Consider the following 15898-nt stretch of genomic DNA (forward strand, 5'->3'; position numbering starts at 1 on the left):
AGGTCCTGGATAATGAGCAATAAAACCAACCAGCAGTGGGGTGGTCGTTTTAGTGAGCCAACCGATGAATTCGTGGCGCGTTTTACCGCGTCAGTTGAGTTTGATCAACGCATGTATCGACAAGATATTCAAGGCTCGGTTGCTCACGCCAAAATGCTGACTGAAGCGGGTGTGCTAACAGAGCAAGAGCGCGATGCCATTATCCAAGGCCTGTCTGAGATTGAGCAAGAGATTGAAGCGGGTCAATTTGAGTGGTCGGTTGCGCTAGAAGATGTGCATATGAATATCGAAGCTGCGTTGACGCAGAAGATCGGTATCACGGGTAAGAAGCTGCACACAGGCCGCTCACGTAACGACCAAGTTGCAACGGATATTCGTCTTTATGTTCGTGACGAGATCGATTTTATTCTTGGCGAGCTAAGTCGTTTGCAAACGGGTTTGTTAGATCTTGCAGAGCAAGAAGCCGATACCATCATGCCAGGCTTTACCCACCTGCAAACAGCCCAACCGGTAACATTTGGTCACCACCTTTTGGCGTGGTTTGAAATGCTGAACCGCGATTACGAGCGCTTCGTTGATACGCGTAAGCGCGTCAATATTATGCCACTGGGTGCTGCAGCATTGGCGGGTACAACGTATCCGATTCAACGTCAGCTGACATGCGAACTGTTAGGTTTTGATGCGCCTGCCGAGAACTCACTAGACGCGGTGTCTGACCGTGACTTTGCCATCGAGTTTTGCTCCGCGGCAAGTCTGTTGTTGATGCACATGACGCGAATGTCTGAAGAGCTGGTGTTATGGACGTCCGCGCAGTTTAACTTTATCAACCTGCCAGACCGCTTCTGCACAGGTTCCTCTATTATGCCGCAGAAGAAGAACCCTGATGTGCCAGAGTTGGTGCGTGGTAAGTCTGGCCGTGTCTATGGCCATTTGATGAGCTTGCTTACACTGATGAAGTCTCAACCGCTGGCCTACAACAAGGACAACCAAGAGGATAAAGAGCCGCTATTTGACGCGATTGATACGGTTAAAGGTTGCCTGCGTGCGTTTGCTGATATGGTTCCGGCGTTGGAGTCACGCAAGGCTGAGATGCGCGAGGCTGCGCTGCGTGGTTTCTCCACCGCAACTGACTTAGCAGACTACCTTGTGCGTAAAGGTATGCCGTTCCGCGACGCGCATGAAGTGGTTGGTAAATCTGTGGCATATGGTATCGAGACGAGTAAAGATCTAGGTGAAATGACGCTAGCGGAGCTGCAGCAGTTTTCTGACACGATTGCTGAAGATGTCTTCGATGTCTTGACGCTGGAAGGCTCCGTTGCAGCACGTGACCATATCGGCGGTACAGCGCCTGCGCAAGTGCGAGCAGCAGTGCAGCGAGGCCGAGGCCGTTTGGCTGAGCGCAGCTAAATACAGCAGCGATACAAATGAGATCTAAAACGGGCTGCGGCCCGTTTTTTGTTTAAGTGGTAAAAGCAGGGAGCGCTGTATAAACTGTAATCGATTACGGACAAATAAACTGCGAGACGTACTGGGTGATAAAAAAAGCGCTGTCGGCTATCGGTATTGTGCCGGCTAAAAAACTAAACCCCGAACAGGAATTGTTGCTTATCCAAGCAGTTCTGGCTGTGATGGCAATTCTCCCTTTCGCTGCGTGGCGCTTTATGCAAGGGCAGTGGCTGGTCGGTATGGTCGATCTCGCTATTGTGGTGGGGATGATTCTGCTGGGCGCCTATGGATACCTTAAGGGAAGTCCGCGCTTGGTGACTATTCTACTCACGCTGATCTATACCGCGGGTATGCTGACGGTGGTTGCTATGCGCGGCAGTGAGGCGCTCTTCTGGGCTTATCCAACGGCTGTTGCCTGTTACTTTATGGTACGGACATTTGAAGCGGCGTCAGTCAGCTGCTTTGCGTTGGTGGTGGTTGCAACACTGGTGGCTGATAGTGTTTCGCCAGTTGTGCTCTCGAGCTTTATCGTTACCTATATCTTGGTGTGTTTGTTTGCTTACCTGTTCTCCACGAAAATGCGTGAAGATCGTTACCGCCTTGAACAAAAGGCCACAATCGATCCGCTAACTGGGGCGAACAATCGCCGCGCTCTGGATGATGAGATTGAGCGCATTGTTAGCTCGGTATCGCGAAACCATCACTCTGCCGCTTTACTGCTGTTTGATATTGACCACTTTAAGCAGATCAATGACCAGTTTGGTCATGCGGTGGGAGATACCTTTTTGAAGGAGTTTGTACGTTTTCTGCGCCCTACGATTCGTAAGAATGAACGTCTGTTCCGTTATGGCGGTGAAGAGTTTGTGGTTCTGGTGGAAGGTGGCTTAGAGGAGGCTGGCTATCTTGCTGAGCAGGTAAGAAGTCTGTTGGAGGATTCGCAACTGATCCCTGGTCATACTGTGACGGTATCAATTGGTGTGGCTGAGTTGGGGATGCTAGAGTCATCGCGCGAGTGGATGAAGCGTGCAGATGATGCGCTATACCGAGCGAAGCGTTCTGGACGTAACCGCGTCTGCCTTGCTGAAGCGTCGAAGTCTTGGGAAAGTCAGGTGCTGGATGCGGTTGAGTAACCAGCACCGACCGTCGTTATTCGTCTGAGCTGTCTTTCTTATCAGCAACCAAACGATAGATAACTAACAGCAGAACAGCGCCCGCTATTGCTAAACCGAAGCTGCCTAAACTGAAGCTATCCACCTTACCGAATCCGAGCTCGGCACCAACGTAACCACCCACAATACCGCCTGCGATACCGAGCAACATTGTCATAAAACAGCCACCTGGATCTTTACCTGGCATCAGCCATTTTGCGACAGCGCCTGCTAAAAGACCCATTATGATCCACGATAAAATACCCATGTTCTTTCCTCTTAAATTTGATGTCGATATGAAACATCAGAGGGGCTGAATATCGAATTAAGCGGCGCCCCCTCGTCACCTTTATTCCTTTTTTGAGAAATCTTTGTTCCAAATTATCTATTTGTTGTTGGGGTTTCCACCTAATAGTCTTAAAGGCCTAATAACGATAAAGATGGTGGGAGCGATGCCAACAACCTATGAGCGTATGAAAGTGTTACTGGCGGGGATCTTCTCGATGCTCGTTACGATTGGTGTGGCGCGCTTTGCTTACACGCCGTTGCTGCCCATTATGCAGGAGGCAACTTGGCTCAACGATCAGGTTGGTGGGTGGCTCGCTGCCGGTAACTATCTTGGCTATATGGTGGGTGCAATTATTGCGGCATCTGTCAGCAGCCTGACTTTGAAAGATCGTCTATATCGTATCTATTTGATTTTGGCCGTTGTCACGACGGCCTTGATGTCTTTTACCGAGAATGTCTGGCTTTGGTTAGTCCTTCGGTTTGTCTCTGGGATGACGAGCTCTGGTGGTATGTTGTTAGCCTCTGGCTTGATTTTGAACTGGTTGCTGCGCCACCATCAGCGCGCGGAGCTCGGTATCCACTTTGCTGGCGCTGGCTTGGGTATCGTGCTGGTCTCTGTTGTCATCGAGGTGATGGTCAATGTAGCAATAAGTTGGGATCTACAGTGGTTCTATCTTGGCGGCTTAGCACTGCTGCTGGCAGTTCCGGCTTGGCGTTGGATGCCCACACCTGACACGCGCCCTATGACCATTTCAGGCGAGGCGCTTGTCGATGCACCGCCCAGCCGTTTGTTTATGACGCTCCTGTTGGTCGCCTATTTCTGTGCTGGATATGGTTATGTGATCAGTGCGACTTTCATCGTTGATATCGTCGAGAGTCAGCCAACGCTGACTGGGATGGGGCAGTATGTCTTTTTGCTCGTAGGTCTAGCGGCGATTCCAGCAGCGATCGTATGGGATCATATCGCCCGTGCTATTGGCTACTTGCGCGCATTAGCTTTGGCTTATGGTGTGCAAGTCATCGGTATCGTTTTGCCTGCGCTAACCGATAGCCTTGCAGGTGTGTTTCTTAGTGCCGTTCTATACGGCGGCACGTTTATCGGCTGCGTTAGCCTAGTTTTAACAATGGCAGGGCGGTTCTTCCCAACCAAACCAGCTAAGTTGATGGGGAAAATGACGCTCTCTTATGGCGTTGCACAAATTGTGGCGCCAGCGCTCACCGGTGCGCTCGCCCAGCAGGCGGGCAACTACAACCTAGGGCTCTATTTGGCCGGTGGTTTTGTGACGTTTGGTACCGGGGTGATTGTGTTGCTGATTATGCTTGAAAAGCGGGAAGCACGTGTTCAAGCGGTTGCCTGACTCTAACCACTGAGTGGCTAGAGTCGGCGAGGGTTTATTTGTTAAGGCTGATATCAACCATCAAGTCGCTCGCGATGTTTTCAAGATCTGCTTGAAGGTCATCTAGGTCGAGTGTTTCGGGTGCTAATAGCTGCGCTTCGGCCTTGAACAACAGCTCGGCAGACATAGACCCTGACACGAGGGCTGTGGTGAGCTGTTCCACATTCACATGGCGCTTCGCCAATGCTTGGGATATCTCGCGCACAATACCCGGCTTGTCGTGGCCGATCAGTTCGATGGTAAGGGGCTGTGTGGGTGGCACATTATCAGCTTGCGTGATCACTTCGCTCGTTACGATTAAACCATCACTCGCCAAGTTGTTAAGTGCTTGCTGCAGCTGTGCTGATGCCGCTTCGTCAATGTCGACGATGACGATACCCGCAAATTTACCTCCCAAGTGAGATAACCCCGACTCCAACCAATTGCCACCATGACTTGCTACCGTTTGGGCAAGGCTCTCTACTAATCCGGGCTTATCGGGCCCGATAACGGATAATACTAGTGACGTCATAATATAGGTTCCTAACTCAGTTTACGGCTAAGCTTATAAAGCTAGCTGCGTGATTCTTCAGTTCCGTTTTAGCAAGAATGGCGTTAAATGTCATACTTTGCTGATTGAAAAAGTCACTTCGCTGGCTAGGTGGATCAGTAAAAGTTCTGTTTTTTTCGCTAGTTATGAAACATTTGTTTTATAAAATCTGAACTTTTAACCATAATTATCCGTCATACATAGAGTATTCAGGTTGTGATCTGCAGCAAACAATACGTTGATCGCTATTTAAGTTATTAATTAGCTGTGGAAAACTGCCGATATAGTGTATCGACTTTTGGTGTATGGGATTTTTAGGTGTTATGAAGAAAGGACCTGACTTAGTAACAGTGGTGGTTATGGCGTTTATTGTTGGTACATTAGCCACAGGGATTTTTTCCCAAACCGACTTTCAATTCTACAATATCGTAGCGCAAGTATTTGATAGAGCAGGCTAGCGATTAGAGAGTTAGTTTGACGTATTAATTTAGATAGATTGCCTCGTCGGTTGCGACACCGACGACAGGCACATCCCAAGCGGCAATAGGCAGGGTGTCTACCCGCTGCAACTCATGCGCTAAGCCGATGAGCTTAGGGCGATTCACATTATGCTGCTTGATAAAAGCGAAGGTGCGATCATAGTACCCGCCGCCCATGCCTAAGCGGCCGCCATCAGCATCAAACCCCACCAGCGGCATCAATACCAGATCGAGTCTGCGCGCATCGCGGATGAAACGAAATGGCATCTTCGGCTCCAAAATACCGTATTTATTTTTGGTCATCGCTGTGCGAGGGCGGTAGCGCACAAACCATAGCCGGTTATGGGCTAGAGGGTGCAAGACGGGAAGATAAACCTGTTTATTGTGCTGCCAGCACCACTGAATAATCGGGTTGGTTTCGATCTCGCCGTCATTTGGGAGATAAATGGCGATATGTTTAGCGGTACGAAAAAAAGCCTGAGTTTTTAAGCGCTTTAGGAGCTGCACGGCAGCACGCTGATGTTGCTTGGCAGATAGTGAGCGGCGCCGATGGCGTAACGTCTGACGTAATTGCTTACGTTCTTCAAGTTGCATGAAGGACTCCCCAAGGCGCCGTTACTTATCGTGGCCCTGAACCCGAAGGTTCAAGGAGGAGATCTCCGAGATATATTAGGCTTTCCGAGAACGGACCTGCACACAATATCCACTGAAGAAATCCATACTGTTAATTATCGGCTCGAGGGACGTGACAAGATATCGAACACCCCAGGAAGCAACTCAATTATACCGCGCTTGCGACTAAAGTCAGCTCTTGTAATTTTTTATTTTGATGCTATGAAAACCGAAATAGCTGTATAAAAAACAAGCGCTTAACTTGAAGATGAAAGATCTTCAGGTTGCGTTTTAGCCAGCTTCTCGAGTGAGGAGTCAATTTTTGCGCCCAGTCGCTGGATGCGTGTTTCGATGTGCTCGCGCTGCTCCTCTTTGCTTTTTAACAACTCATGGGAGAGGTTCAAAGCAGCCATAACCGCAACGCGTTCTAAGCCGAGCACCTTGCCGCTATCGCGTATTTCGCGCATCTTTTTATCGAGCAGATCAGCAGAGGCGAATAGCTCGGCTTCTGCGCCATCGGGGCACCCGACCACATACTCTTTGTCCATCAGTTTGATGGCGACCTTGTGCCCACTTTCGTTACTCATGAATTTTGCTCCAGTGTTTTCAGGCGCTGAATCATCTTCTCGACCTGTGCCCGCGTTTGGTCATTTGCTTGCAGAAGGCGCGCACGCTCCTGTCGGTTTTGCTGCTCAGATGCGAGCAAGCGCTGATTTTCGCGCTCCAACTGTTCACATCTGGCCAATAGCTGATCGATCTTCTGCTCAAGGGCAATAAAGTAGTGGTCTGTCATTCCCGCATCCAAATAAAACGCCAAAAAGAACTATAAACACGCGTCCTCAGCCGGTCAAACGCGTCCACATAGCTCTGTATAGGGTAGAATGCTAGGATTATCAACAATAAGCCGCAAGGCAGCACAGCAAACAACCTCGAGAGATATTCATGACGCCCGAGATAAACCCCGAAGCGATCAATTTTGAGATGGTGGCCAATCTGTTGGTCAGCGAAAACGTACAAGTCGTATCACCCGCTGAATTACATGGTTTACTGGTTGGGCAGTTAGCGTCTGGGGCGCGTTTACAAGCGGATATTTGGTTACGCACGGCCTGCGAGCTGATGGAGTTGGCGCAACTAGAGCATGAAACCAGCAAAATTGGCCTATTAGGGCTTTATCAGCAAACACTGGGTCAGCTGGAAGGTGCCGATTTAGACCTCTCGCTGCTGCTACCTGATGATGACTACGGCTTGAGTCAGCGCGTTGAAGCGCTGGGCCGCTGGTGCCAAGGTTTTATGACGGGCTTTGGCTATCAGGGTAAACAGACTGACGCCTCGCTGTCAGCTGAGTCACAAGAAGCGCTGCAAGATCTATCGCAGATCGCTCAGGTCGCCTCTGAGGTGGAAGAGGATGAAGAGAGCGAAGCCGACTTTGCGCAGCTTGAGGAGTATGTCCGCATGGCAGCCTTGATGCTGTTTTCTGAGTGCAATACGCCTGATGAGAAAGCGCCTCCAGCGCCTCAGTTGCACTGATTAATCGTACATAAAAGGAGAGAAAGATGGCGCTGCCGCAGATTAGCTTTGATGAGTTTGTAAGCCGCCGGGCTCGGCTAGCAGAGCAACTGGACGATAACTCAGCGGTTATCGTACCCGCTGCGCGCCTAACAACGCGTAACAGTGATGTAGAGCATCCGTTTCGCCAAGATAGCCACTTTTTCTACTTAACCGGGTTTGATGAGCCGGATGCGTTGCTATTGCTCTTAAAACAACATGGCAGTGTACGTTACATTTTATTTTGTCAGCCTCGCGACCCACTAATGGAGATCTGGCACGGTTATCGTCAGGGCCCGCATGGTGCGAAAGCCAACTTTGGTGCTGATGCGGCGTACTCCATCGAAGACCTTGAAACACGGCTTGGTGAATACCTAAACGGTGTTGAATCGCTCTATTTTTGCATGGGAGCGCACCACCATACTGAAAAGCTGGTGGAACGTGTGCTGCAAACCATGCGCGGTAAGCGGCGCCAAGGCGTTATCGCACCAGAGCGTTTGATCGATCTATCACATCTTTTAAATGAGATGCGCTTGGTGAAGTCCGAGGCGGAAATTGAGATGATGCGGGCGGCAGGGGAGATCTCGGCGGCAGCCCATGTTCGGGCGATGCAAGCGTGTAAGCCCGGCATGATGGAGTATCAGCTCGAAGCGGAAATCATGCACCATTTTGCAATGCATGGCTGCCGATTACCCGCGTATTCCAGCATTGTGGGTGGCGGAAAGAATGGCTGCGTGCTGCATTACGTTGAGAACTCGGCTCCGTTAAACGACGGTGATCTGGTGCTGATTGATGCCGGTTGTGAAGTGGGTTATTACGCCGGTGATATCACGCGCACGTTTCCGGTGAACGGCCGCTTTAGTGAGGCGCAGCGGCAGATCTACGATATTGTCTTAGCTGCACAACGCGCTTGTATTGAAGAGATCAAACCTGGGGTGCCGTGGGAGCAGATGCAGGAAACATCGGTACGCATTATTACTCAAGGGTTGCTGGAACTAGGTATTTTGCAAGGAGCGCTGGATGAGCTGATAGCTCAAGAAGCGTATAAACCTTTTTATATGCACCGCTTGGGACACTGGCTGGGTATGGATGTTCACGATGTGGGTGACTATCGCGTCCATGGCGAGTGGCGTGAACTGGTGCCGGGTATGGTTATGACCGTTGAGCCGGGCATCTATATCAGCCCTGATAACGAAGCGGTTGATCCAAAATGGCGTGGTATCGGTATCCGTATAGAAGACGACGTGGTCGTGACTAAGACAGGCTGCGACGTATTAACCCACGCTGTACCTAAAGAGATTGATGAGATCGAAGCCTTGATGGCGCAGGCCTAAACAACATGCAGAACCAGCAAACCGATTATGATCTGATTATTGTGGGCGGCGGCATGGTGGGCGCAAGCCTCGCCGCTGCTTTACTGCCACAAGCGAAGGCGTTGGATCTCTCCATTGCCATCATCGAAGCCGTACCGCTACCTAGCATGGCGGCTGCGGAATTCCAGCCAAGTTATGATGCGCGAGCCACGGCGTTGGCCTATGGTTCGCGGCTGATCTATGAGCAGATGGGTGTCTGGGATGCGCTCGCCAAAGGCGTAGCACCTATCGAGCAGATCCATGTGTCAGATAAAGGGCATTTTGGCGCGACGCGTTTAAATGCAAGCGAAGAGCGCGTTCCAGCGCTTGGGTATGTGATCGAGAACCATTGGCTCGGTCAGGTTTTACTGCGCCACATACAGACTCACGAGGCTGCCGATCATGTTGAGTTTCTATGCCCCGCGACGGTGGAGAAGATCACACCAAATGCGCAGCAGATGTCGTTAACTCTGAAGCATGAAAGCGGCGAGCAGCAGCTCAGTGCGCAGCTCGTCGTCTTGGCGGATGGCGGCCGCTCCACATTACGGGAGCAGTTAGGCATTGCTTACCAAGAAACAGCGTATGGCCAGCATGCTATTGTGGCTAACATCAGCCCTGATCGTGACCACCAAGGTGTGGCTTATGAGCGTTTTACCGATACCGGCCCAATGGCGCTATTGCCGTTGCAGCCGCAGGCAGGCATCGCGCGCTGTGGTCTGGTATGGACGGTATCTGATGCGCAGTTAGACGATATTCTGGCACTCGATGATGATGCATTCATGGCTGCCGTGCAGGAGCGCTTTGGCTATCGGGCAGGGCGTTTCATCAAGGTGGGAGAGCGTGCCAGCTACCCGCTGAAGCTGACACTAGCAGACGAGCAGGTTCGCCAAGGGTTAGTGGTATTGGGGAACGCGGCTCATGCGCTGCATCCTATTGCAGGGCAAGGCTACAACTTGGCGCTGCGTGGCGTGGTCGATTTAGCCGATCACGTGATCGCAACCCGCAAGGCGCAGCAGCCGCTTGGCGGCTTAAGCAGCTTACAGCAGTTCCATACGGCTCGCATGGCTGATCAGCAGCGCACCATCGGCTTGAGTGATAAAACGATGAAGCTGTTCTCGACGGCCAATCCCGCGTTAGCGCTCGGTCGAGATATGGGGTTACAGCTTTTGGATATATGCAGGCCGGCCAAAACGCTATTTGCACGCGGTGCGATGGGGTTGGATATTAAAGCGCCAAAGTTGAAGTAGGAGAGTTCGTTGTGAAGCATACAGACGTGGTGATTGTAGGTGGTGGCATGGTCGGCTTAGCCGCCGCGCTAGCGCTGGCGGAAGCTGGTATCACCAGTGTAGTCTTAGAGCATGGCAGTGCGCCGCTACCAAACCCGTGTGAAGCTGCAATGCAGCAAAATGAGCACGGTTATGATGCACGCGTCAGCGCGCTCACATGTGCTTCGCAAACCTTGTTAGAGGCTTTGGGTGTTTGGGATATCATGGCGAGCCTGCGTATCAGTCCGTATACCGAAATGGCGGTATGGGATGGCGTAGGTAGCGGTAATATTCACTTCTCTAGCCAAGATCTGCATGAAGCGGCATTGGGCCATATTGTTGAAAACCGGGTGACGGTGGCGGCACTGTTGACACGGGCGGCGCAGAGTGAACAGGTTGAACTCATCCACGAAGCATCCGTTGCAGGGATGAGCGAGCCAGACGAGAACGGCTTACGCGTTGTGAGTTGTACAGACGGTGGAACCTTTGCTGCCCCGTTAGTGATCGCTGCGGATGGGGCAAACTCCAATATCCGCCGCTTAGCCTCGATTCCTATGTGGGAGTGGGATTATGGACACCACGCGATTGTGACTACGGTCACCACTGAACAGCCCCACCAAAAGACCGCATGGCAGCGTTTTACTGAAACGGGCCCACTGGCTTTTTTACCTCTCGATGACCCACATCACTGCTCAATCGTTTGGTCCACCACTCCCGATCACGCACGTGAGTTATCCGAGCTAGACGATGATACATTCTGCCAGCATTTAACACGTGCGTTTGAAGGCCGCTTAGGGCGAGTGATCGCCACTGATGCGCGTGGTAGCTTCCCATTGCGCCAGCGTCACGCGAAGTACTACGTTAAACCGGGGCTCGCGGTGATCGGCGATGCAGCCCATACTATCCATCCCTTAGCGGGGCAGGGTGTAAACTTGGGTTTGATGGATGCAGCAGCCTTGGCTGAGCAAGTGAGCTTGGCTAAGCAACGTGGTGAAAACTACGCCAGCGAGCAGGTCCTGAAGCGCTTCCAGCGCCAGCGTCAGTGCGCCAACTTACAGATGGCTGCCAGCATGGAAGGCTTTAAGCGTTTATTTGACAGCGAAATGCCGGCGGTAAAGCTGTTACGCAGCAGTGGAATGAACCTCCTTAACCGTTTAGGGCCGGTTAAACAGCACATCATGTATCAAGCGATGGGGCTGGGGGATGATCTACCTGTGATCGCACGCCGCCCTGTTCGTCACTAATATTCGACCAAGTGTGAAGCCCAATCGGCTGACCAGCGATTGATCTGGCTAGGGAATCTCGATAAATTGTTTGGCCCTTTTTTGCGGGGCCATCACTCCGCACGGTGATCGTAACAACAATAAGAGTCTCCCAGCATGGCGATAAAAACCGCGTTATTTGAACAGCACCTCTCTGCAGGTGGCAAAATGGTCGACTTCAGTGGTTGGCAAATGCCACTGAGTTACGGATCTCAAATCGAAGAGCATCACGCTGTACGCCAGTCAGCTGGCATGTTCGATGTATCCCATATGACGATTGTCGATGTCACAGGTGCCGATGCCAAAGAGTACCTGCAGCATCTGTTAGCCAACGATGTGGCAAAGCTCAGCCAAAAAGGTAAGGCGCTTTACTCTGCCATGCTGAACGAGAGCGGCGGTGTTATAGACGATCTAATTGTCTATCTGATGACCGAACCAAATGTCACCGGTGCTTGGTACCGTGTTGTGGTGAACTGTGCAACGCGAGCAAACGACCTGCGTTGGATGGCGGAGCGGGCAGCTAAGTTTGATGTGGCGTTAACAGAGCGCCCTGAGTTAGCGATGGTTGCTATACAGGGGCCTGACGCGCTTGAGAAAGTTAAGCAGGCGGTTAGCGAAACACGGCAAAAGCTGATTGAGCAACTGAGTCTTTTCCAAGGGGTTGAGTCGGAGGGGTGGTTTATTGCCCGGACTGGCTATACCGGTGAAGATGGTCTAGAAATTATGATACCAGAGGATGAAGTATCATCATTCTGGAGTGCGCTTTTGGCGGCGGGTGTTGTGCCTTGCGGGTTAGGTGCGCGCGATACGCTGCGCCTTGAAGCAGGTATGAATCTATACGGTGCAGATATGGATGAATCGATTAGTCCACTATCTGCGGGCATGGCTTGGACCATCGCATGGGAACCTGAAACGAGAGCCTTCTGTGGCCGTGATGCACTGGCCGCACAGCGCTTGGCTGGGGTTGGCGATAAGCTGGTGGGGCTGGTCATGGAGCAGCGCGGAGTGTTACGTGCAGGTCAGCGCGTGCTAGTTGACGGTGCCGGTGAAGGTGTCATCACTAGCGGCACGTTTTCGCCCACGTTAGGCAAATCGATCGCCATGGCGCGTGTGCCATCCGCAACATCAGAGAAGGCACAGGTCGAGCTACGTGGTAAACTGGTTGATGTGGCAGTTGTTCGGCCGCCCTTCGTGCGCAACGGTGCGCAGGTTTATTCTTAACTCAACTGACAGGAATCGTAGAAATGAGCGAGATTCGTAGCGAACTAAAGTATGTGGCGAGTCATGAATGGGTCCGCGATGAGGGCGATGGTACGGTAACCATCGGTATTACCGATCATGCGCAAGAGCTGCTGGGCGATGTGGTCTTCGTTGAGCTGCCTGACGTCGGTGCAGAGTTCGCTGCCGGTGAAGACGCAGGCGTGGTCGAGTCGGTGAAAGCGGCATCTGACCTTTATGCTCCGGTTTCTGGCGAGGTGGTTGCGATCAACGATCAGCTTGAAGACTCTCCAGAACTTGCCAATTCTGATCCATACGGTGAGGGATGGTTCTTCCGTGTTAAACTATCCGATCAAGCCGAGATGGACGAGCTGCTCAGCGCTGATGCATACAGCGATGTGTGCGACGATGAGTCGTAATTAACGTGGCTAAACCCGCGCGAAGTGGGTAGATCTAGCGCTTTTTCTGTCCCGGCTTGTGCCGGGACTTCTATTTATACCGACAGAGAGAATCATGTCATTGAAAACCTTGCTGCTTAATCAGGGCGCTGAGCGCCGTTTACGCGCTGGCCATATCTGGATCTACAGTAATGAAGTAGACAACAAACGCTCGCCTCTAAAACAGTTTGAGCCGGGCGAGCAAGTGCTGGTGGAGGCGAGCAATGGTAAGTCGCTAGGTGTTGCCTATGTGAACCCCAATACGCTGATCTGTGGCCGTATAATTAGCCGCTCGACAAAGTACCGTTTAGATCGTTCTTTGCTGGTGCACCGTCTGAATATTGCGCTATCGCTGCGAGAAGCGTGTTTCGATAAACCATGCTATCGATTGGTGTACGGTGACAGCGATGGTTTGCCGGGATTAGTAATTGACCGTTTCTATGATGTTTTCGTGGTACAGATCTCTACTGCGGGTATGGAAACGGTGGTTGAGGATATCGTCTCGGCTCTGAATAAGGTGTTCATGCCCGAAGCTATCGTGCTGCGCTGCGATGGCAAGATGCGAGCAACTGAAGGCATGGAAAGCTATATCGAGGTTGTGCAAGGCTCGGTGGACGAACTGTGCCCGCTGGAGGAAAACGGCGTGTCTCTATTGGCACCTGTACTGACGGGTCAAAAGACGGGCTGGTTCTACGATCACCGTAATAATCGCGCAGCGATGCAGCGCCACTGTGATGGTAAGCGAGTGCTTGATTTGTTTAGTTATGTCGGTGGTTGGGGCGTACAAGCGCTCGCGGCAGGTGCCTCTGAGGTGACCTGTGTGGATGCATCTGAAACGGCGCTCGAAGTTGCCTTAGAAAACGCACGCATTAACGCCGCTGAAGATCGCTTTATTGGCTTGCAAGGTGATGCGTTCGATACCTGCAAAGCGTTGATTCAAGAGAAAGAGAAATTTGATGTCGTGGTGGTTGATCCACCTGCGTTTATTCAGCGCCGTAAAGATATTAAAAATGGTGAGCGTGCCTATGCGCGTATCAATAATCTAGCGATGCGTCTTCTAGATAAGGGCGGTATCTTGGTCAGCGCCTCTTGCTCTATGCATCTGCAGCGCGAGCGGCTTGTGGATATTATCCGCTCTAATGCACGCGAGCTTGATCGCAGCGCACAGATCTTTGATCAAGGCCATCAAGGTGCGGATCATCCCGTTCACCCAGCCATTCCAGAAACGGATTACTTAAAATCCTTCTGTGTTCGCGTGTTGCCGAACAACTAGATCACCGTTAGCTTACATACAACGCTCCGTTTTCGGAGCGTTTTTTTAGCACAAAAGGGAGCCTATATGCATTATCAGACGTTAGGCCACAGCGGTCTCCTTGTTAGTCGGACTTGTCTCGGTACGATGACCTTTGGTAGCCAGAATACTGAGCAGGAGGCACACGAACAGCTTGACTACGCCGTTGAGCACGGCGTGAATTTTATAGATGCTGCGGAGATGTACCCGGTACCGACTGACGCCAAATGGCAGGGGCGTACAGAAATTTTCATTGGCAACTGGATGAGGGAACGCAATAATCGTGCAGAGATAATTGTGGCGACCAAGGCGGCAGGGCCTGCCGATATGGTGAGCTATTTACGGCCCGATATAGGTTTTGATCGTGAAAATCTACGTACGGCCGTTGAGGGTAGTTTGCAGCGTTTGCAGACGGATTATATCGACCTATACCAGTTGCACTGGCCTGACCGTAGCTGTAACTACTTTGGGCAGTTGGGTTATCGGCACAATCCAAGCCAACCGGGTACGCCGATTATAGATACCCTATATGCCTTGAAGGAGCTGGTGGATGAGGGAAAAATTCGCTACATCGGCTTATCAAACGAGACGCCATGGGGAGTGATGAAGTTTCTTCAAGTGGCTGCGGCCCATGGGTTGCCTCGCGTTGTATCAGTACAAAACCCCTACAATTTGCTTAATCGCAAAGATGAAGTGGGCTTGGCAGAGGTGCTGCACCGTGAAAATGTAGGTTTGCTCGCATACTCGCCACTAGGCTTTGGTGTGCTATCCGGCAAATACCTCAATGGGCAGCGCCCAGCCGGTTCTCGTTTGGCGCTTTACCCCCATTACGAGCGCTACGTGAAGCCTCGCGGTGTTGCGGCGACAGAAGCTTATGTTGCGCTTGCGCGGGAGCATGGGTTGAGTCCTGCGCAGATGGCGTTGGCATTTGTAAATAGCCAGCCTTTCTTGGGTGCCAATATTATCGGTGCCACCACACGGGCACAGTTAGAGGAAAACATCGCAGCGGATGCACTGGAGCTGACGCCTGAGTTGATGAATGCCATCGAGGCGATTCATGAGCAGCAACCTAACCCCGCGCCCTAGTCGCAGTCTCCTCGATAAGGCTCTGCTATAGCCTAGATAGCCAGAAGTGATTAGCGCTGCGGCACTTTAGCAACGATACTAAAACCTGAGGTTCACGATACATGGATCAGCACAGGAGAGATTCGATGTTAAAAGTCAAAGAGCTTATGGATTCACAGGTAGCCCGTTTGCCAGCGAATGCACCGCTGACCACGGCGGTCGATACGATTCTCGATAGTGGCTATTTAGGCTTGCCGGTCATTGATGAGGCGCAGCAACTGGTTGGCTTCTTATCGGAGCAGGACTGTTTGCGGGCGCTTGTGTCCGATAGCTATCACTGTGATTCGCACTTAACGGTGCGCGATATTATGCGCGATAGCCCGCTGTTTGTGTCTCCCGAACTGTCTGTTTTGGAGTTGGCGCAGATGCTTGGCAAAGATCGTCCGAAGTTGTTTCCCGTCGTTGAAGAGGAACGCTTGCTGGGGATGATTAGCCGCACTCAGGTGATGCGTGCACTGAATGATCAGCTAAAAAGCTGCGGCGCCGTTTAAGTGCCGCAGCGTA

At 51.7% G+C, this 15898-nt stretch carries 18 protein-coding genes and 1 other RNA gene; 13 read left to right on the forward strand and 6 right to left on the reverse strand.

Annotated features, from left to right (window positions below; translation table 11 throughout):
* Positions 1–12 precede the first annotated feature (12 nt).
* Together argH and EOE65_RS14530 are read left to right on the forward strand one after the other, a co-directional pair.
* On the forward strand, positions 13–1407 hold the full coding sequence (gene argH, locus EOE65_RS14525) for an argininosuccinate lyase (protein WP_127695046.1): 1395 nt from the start codon (positions 13–15) through the stop codon (positions 1405–1407).
* A gap of 125 nt (positions 1408–1532) precedes the next feature.
* Positions 1533–2576, forward strand: a complete 1044-nt coding sequence (locus tag EOE65_RS14530) for a GGDEF domain-containing protein (RefSeq protein ID WP_127695047.1) — start codon at positions 1533–1535, stop codon at positions 2574–2576.
* A gap of 16 nt (positions 2577–2592) precedes the next feature.
* On the opposite strand, the gene EOE65_RS14535 is transcribed toward EOE65_RS14530, so the two are convergent.
* Positions 2593–2862, reverse strand: coding sequence for a GlsB/YeaQ/YmgE family stress response membrane protein (locus tag EOE65_RS14535; protein ID WP_127695048.1), 270 nt, complete (start codon positions 2860–2862; stop codon positions 2593–2595).
* 184 nt (positions 2863–3046) lie between these two features.
* Between EOE65_RS14535 and EOE65_RS14540 the strand changes: the two genes are divergently transcribed.
* Positions 3047–4240 (forward strand): YbfB/YjiJ family MFS transporter, encoded by a 1194-nt coding sequence (locus EOE65_RS14540; RefSeq protein WP_127695049.1) that lies wholly within the window; start codon positions 3047–3049, stop codon positions 4238–4240.
* A gap of 34 nt (positions 4241–4274) precedes the next feature.
* On the opposite strand, the gene EOE65_RS14545 is transcribed toward EOE65_RS14540, so the two are convergent.
* Entirely contained in the window at positions 4275–4790 is a 516-nt protein-coding gene (locus EOE65_RS14545; protein ID WP_338067681.1) for a glycine cleavage system transcriptional repressor, read from the reverse strand.
* A 341-nt stretch (positions 4791–5131) separates the two neighbouring features.
* Between EOE65_RS14545 and EOE65_RS18370 the strand changes: the two genes are divergently transcribed.
* The gene (locus EOE65_RS18370; RefSeq protein WP_276317528.1) at positions 5132–5266 is read left to right on the forward strand and encodes a hypothetical protein; all 135 of its coding nucleotides are present in this window, start codon (positions 5132–5134) and stop codon (positions 5264–5266) included.
* Between the two features lie 24 nt (positions 5267–5290).
* Here EOE65_RS18370 and EOE65_RS14550 read toward each other — a convergent pair whose 3' ends face one another.
* From EOE65_RS14550 to EOE65_RS14565, 4 genes are all read right to left on the reverse strand, one after another.
* Positions 5291–5881, reverse strand: coding sequence for a 5-formyltetrahydrofolate cyclo-ligase (locus EOE65_RS14550; RefSeq protein WP_127695051.1), 591 nt, complete (start codon positions 5879–5881; stop codon positions 5291–5293).
* Positions 5882–5884: 3 nt separating this feature from the next.
* Positions 5885–6062, reverse strand: a non-coding RNA gene (ssrS, locus tag EOE65_RS14555) — 6S RNA.
* Positions 6063–6156: 94 nt separating this feature from the next.
* The gene (locus tag EOE65_RS14560; RefSeq protein ID WP_127695052.1) at positions 6157–6486 is read right to left on the reverse strand and encodes a cell division protein ZapA; all 330 of its coding nucleotides are present in this window, start codon (positions 6484–6486) and stop codon (positions 6157–6159) included.
* Positions 6483–6692, reverse strand: coding sequence for a TIGR02449 family protein (locus tag EOE65_RS14565; RefSeq protein ID WP_127695053.1), 210 nt, complete (start codon positions 6690–6692; stop codon positions 6483–6485). Before EOE65_RS14565 ends, EOE65_RS14560 begins: the two co-directional genes overlap by 4 nt.
* 149 nt (positions 6693–6841) lie before the next feature.
* On the opposite strand from EOE65_RS14565, the gene EOE65_RS14570 reads away from it, so the two are divergent.
* From EOE65_RS14570 to EOE65_RS14610, 9 genes are all read left to right on the forward strand, one after another.
* Positions 6842–7426, forward strand: a complete 585-nt coding sequence (locus EOE65_RS14570; protein ID WP_127695054.1) for a UPF0149 family protein — start codon at positions 6842–6844, stop codon at positions 7424–7426.
* 26 nt (positions 7427–7452) lie between these two features.
* A complete protein-coding gene (gene pepP, locus EOE65_RS14575) occupies positions 7453–8778 on the forward strand; it encodes a Xaa-Pro aminopeptidase (protein WP_127695055.1) in 1326 nt (441 codons plus the stop codon).
* Positions 8779–8783: 5 nt separating this feature from the next.
* Positions 8784–10043, forward strand: a complete 1260-nt coding sequence (gene ubiH, locus EOE65_RS14580; protein WP_127695056.1) for a 2-octaprenyl-6-methoxyphenyl hydroxylase — start codon at positions 8784–8786, stop codon at positions 10041–10043.
* A gap of 11 nt (positions 10044–10054) precedes the next feature.
* On the forward strand, positions 10055–11305 hold the full coding sequence (locus EOE65_RS14585; RefSeq protein ID WP_240657010.1) for an FAD-dependent monooxygenase: 1251 nt from the start codon (positions 10055–10057) through the stop codon (positions 11303–11305).
* Positions 11306–11440: 135 nt separating this feature from the next.
* Positions 11441–12544: a glycine cleavage system aminomethyltransferase GcvT gene (gene gcvT, locus EOE65_RS14590; protein ID WP_127695057.1), complete on the forward strand. Its 1104-nt coding sequence runs from the start codon at positions 11441–11443 to the stop codon at positions 12542–12544.
* A gap of 23 nt (positions 12545–12567) precedes the next feature.
* Positions 12568–12960 carry a glycine cleavage system protein GcvH gene (gcvH, locus tag EOE65_RS14595; protein WP_127695058.1) on the forward strand — a complete coding sequence of 131 codons (393 nt, stop codon included), beginning with the start codon at positions 12568–12570 and terminating at the stop codon, positions 12958–12960.
* A gap of 94 nt (positions 12961–13054) precedes the next feature.
* The gene (locus tag EOE65_RS14600; protein WP_127695059.1) at positions 13055–14251 is read left to right on the forward strand and encodes a class I SAM-dependent rRNA methyltransferase; all 1197 of its coding nucleotides are present in this window, start codon (positions 13055–13057) and stop codon (positions 14249–14251) included.
* A gap of 66 nt (positions 14252–14317) precedes the next feature.
* On the forward strand, positions 14318–15355 hold the full coding sequence (locus EOE65_RS14605) for an NADP(H)-dependent aldo-keto reductase (protein WP_127695060.1): 1038 nt from the start codon (positions 14318–14320) through the stop codon (positions 15353–15355).
* 125 nt (positions 15356–15480) lie between these two features.
* A complete protein-coding gene (locus tag EOE65_RS14610; RefSeq protein WP_127695061.1) occupies positions 15481–15885 on the forward strand; it encodes a CBS domain-containing protein in 405 nt (134 codons plus the stop codon).
* Positions 15886–15898 lie beyond the last annotated feature (13 nt).

It is taken from the genome of Neptunomonas marina (assembly GCF_004005935.1).
GTDB lineage: Bacteria > Pseudomonadota > Gammaproteobacteria > Pseudomonadales > Balneatricaceae > Neptunomonas > Neptunomonas marina.

Coding starts and splice junctions, on each gene's coding strand:
- EOE65_RS18370 (WP_276317528.1), top strand. CDS start 5,132: ATGAAGAAAGGACCTGACTTAGTAACAGTGGTGGTTATGGCGTTTATT.
- EOE65_RS14600 (WP_127695059.1), top strand. CDS start 13,055: ATGTCATTGAAAACCTTGCTGCTTAATCAGGGCGCTGAGCGCCGTTTA.
- EOE65_RS14605 (WP_127695060.1), top strand. CDS start 14,318: ATGCATTATCAGACGTTAGGCCACAGCGGTCTCCTTGTTAGTCGGACT.
- ubiH (WP_127695056.1), top strand. CDS start 8,784: ATGCAGAACCAGCAAACCGATTATGATCTGATTATTGTGGGCGGCGGC.
- EOE65_RS14540 (WP_127695049.1), top strand. CDS start 3,047: ATGCCAACAACCTATGAGCGTATGAAAGTGTTACTGGCGGGGATCTTC.
- EOE65_RS14550 (WP_127695051.1), bottom strand. CDS start 5,881: ATGCAACTTGAAGAACGTAAGCAATTACGTCAGACGTTACGCCATCGG.
- EOE65_RS14565 (WP_127695053.1), bottom strand. CDS start 6,692: ATGACAGACCACTACTTTATTGCCCTTGAGCAGAAGATCGATCAGCTA.
- argH (WP_127695046.1), top strand. CDS start 13: ATGAGCAATAAAACCAACCAGCAGTGGGGTGGTCGTTTTAGTGAGCCA.
- EOE65_RS14570 (WP_127695054.1), top strand. CDS start 6,842: ATGACGCCCGAGATAAACCCCGAAGCGATCAATTTTGAGATGGTGGCC.
- EOE65_RS14560 (WP_127695052.1), bottom strand. CDS start 6,486: ATGAGTAACGAAAGTGGGCACAAGGTCGCCATCAAACTGATGGACAAA.
- EOE65_RS14610 (WP_127695061.1), top strand. CDS start 15,481: ATGTTAAAAGTCAAAGAGCTTATGGATTCACAGGTAGCCCGTTTGCCA.
- gcvT (WP_127695057.1), top strand. CDS start 11,441: ATGGCGATAAAAACCGCGTTATTTGAACAGCACCTCTCTGCAGGTGGC.
- EOE65_RS14535 (WP_127695048.1), bottom strand. CDS start 2,862: ATGGGTATTTTATCGTGGATCATAATGGGTCTTTTAGCAGGCGCTGTC.
- pepP (WP_127695055.1), top strand. CDS start 7,453: ATGGCGCTGCCGCAGATTAGCTTTGATGAGTTTGTAAGCCGCCGGGCT.
- gcvH (WP_127695058.1), top strand. CDS start 12,568: ATGAGCGAGATTCGTAGCGAACTAAAGTATGTGGCGAGTCATGAATGG.
- EOE65_RS14545 (WP_338067681.1), bottom strand. CDS start 4,790: ATGACGTCACTAGTATTATCCGTTATCGGGCCCGATAAGCCCGGATTA.